This is a genomic window from Stenotrophomonas pictorum JCM 9942 (assembly GCF_001310775.1).
Taxonomy (GTDB): Bacteria; Pseudomonadota; Gammaproteobacteria; order Xanthomonadales; family Xanthomonadaceae; genus Stenotrophomonas; species Stenotrophomonas pictorum.
In genome coordinates, this window is record NZ_BAZI01000507.1 from 1 (window position 1) to 1,606 (window position 1,606).

The 1,606-nt window shown below is 65.9% G+C and carries 2 protein-coding genes; one reads left to right on the forward strand and one right to left on the reverse strand.

From position 1 onward, the window contains the following. Positions 1-734, reverse strand: a 734-nt coding sequence (locus tag JCM9942_RS15505) for a murein hydrolase activator EnvC family protein (RefSeq protein ID WP_425478365.1), incomplete at its 3' end; no start/stop codon positions are given. A gap of 109 nt (positions 735-843) precedes the next feature. Here JCM9942_RS15505 and JCM9942_RS15510 point away from each other — a divergent pair. After that, entirely contained in the window at positions 844-1,497 is a 654-nt protein-coding gene (locus JCM9942_RS15510; protein ID WP_054660750.1) for a DUF4097 family beta strand repeat-containing protein, read from the forward strand. Positions 1,498-1,606 lie beyond the last annotated feature (109 nt).

The window sequence follows — 1,606 nt, forward strand, 5'->3', positions numbered from 1 at the left end:
CGCAGGTTGGCCAGCACCCGCTCCAGCGAGCGCGCATCCTGGCCCAGCGCCTTTTCGCGTTCGCTGCGATCGTGGTAACGGCGCTCCAGTTCCGTCAGCATCGTCGCCCGCTGGCGCCGGTCACGTTCCAGCGCGGCAGCCTGCTGGCGTTGTTGTTCGCGCGCCTGTTGCAACTCCTGGCTGCGCGCCAGAATCTGCTGCTCGGTTTCACCCAAGGTCCGCAGGTCCGCGGTCAAGGCACTGATCGAGCGCGCCCGCTCGCGCTGCAGGTAACGGTGATAGGCCAGCTCGCGGTTGGCATCGGCCACGGTATCCTGCGACAGCAGCAGCTTCAGCGGCGCGTGCGTGCCCAGCTGATAGGCACCACGCAGCAAGGCGGCCAGTTGCTGGCGCTGGCGGGCCAGACCGCTCTCCAGCTCGGTTCTGCGCTGCTGCAGCGCGGCCAGTGACCGCTGCTCAAGCGCTACCGCCATCTCGGCCTCGGCCACCGCGCGGGCGCTGCGGGCGACCTTCTGGTCGGCCTCGCGCAACTGCTGGTTGACCTGTGCCCGCTGTTCTTCCAGCTGCCGGCGCTCCTGGGAAACGCTCTTCAGTTCGCCGCGTAGCTGCTGCAGCTTCTTTTCCGTATCGCGCGGCGCGGTCTGCGCCAGCAGCGGCCCGCTCACCAGCGCCAGCACCAGCAGCCAGCTGCCACGCCACCGGGACGGAATCGCTGCTTGACCGGGGCGGCGCATGTGGAAAGTCGGGCGCAATGCGGTTCCAATGACTTCAGGCAGGTGCGGATTGTAACCAAGCGTGGTGCCATCGGCTCCGGTCCATCGGAATACCCCTCCTGGAGGTCGCATGAAACGTGTATTTCTGCTGCTGGCCCTGACAGCCACCACCCCGCTGGTCCTGGCCGCCGATGACATCAGCAAGGTCAATGGCAGCATCCACACCGAGGCCAATGCCAGCTATGGCGATCTGGATACGGTCAACGGCAGCATCCAGCTGGCCAGCGGCGTGCAGGTGCGCGGCGTGGAAACCGTCAACGGCAGTATCCGCGCTGAAGACAACGTGCAGGCCCGGGCGATCGAGACGGTCAATGGTGGCATCCGCGCCGGCCGCAACCTGGTACTCGAACGGGGTCTGGAAACGGTCAACGGTGGCATCTATGTCGATCGCGGCAGCCGTATCGGCGGCGATATCGAAACGGTGAATGGTGCGATCGGGCTGGTCGGCACCCAGGTCGGCGGCGACATCGAAACGGTCAACGGCGACATCACCGTCGGTATCGATTCGCATGTCAAAGGCGGCATCAAGGTGAGCCGCCCCTCCTTCAACATCTCGCTGACCGCACCGCGCAAGCCGCGCGTTGTGATTGGTCCCAATGCGGTGGTCGAGGGCGCGCTGGTGTTCGAACGTGAGGTGACCCTGTACGTGCATGACACGGCCCGGACCGGTCCGGTCAGTGGCGCCACGGCGCAGCGCTTCAAAGGTGAAAGTGCGCCGCGCTGAGCAGGCAGCCGGCGTGCATCCCGCCTAGAATCGGGTATCGAACGCAAACCGGAGTTTTCATGCATCGCAAATTGTTGTTGTGCCTGGCCGCCAGCGCCGCGCTGGTCGC

What these genes read in the sequence shown, in the direction of transcription:
- JCM9942_RS15510 (WP_054660750.1), top strand. Translation starts at nt 844, where the DNA reads ATGAAACGTGTATTTCTGCTGCTGGCCCTGACAGCCACCACCCCGCTG.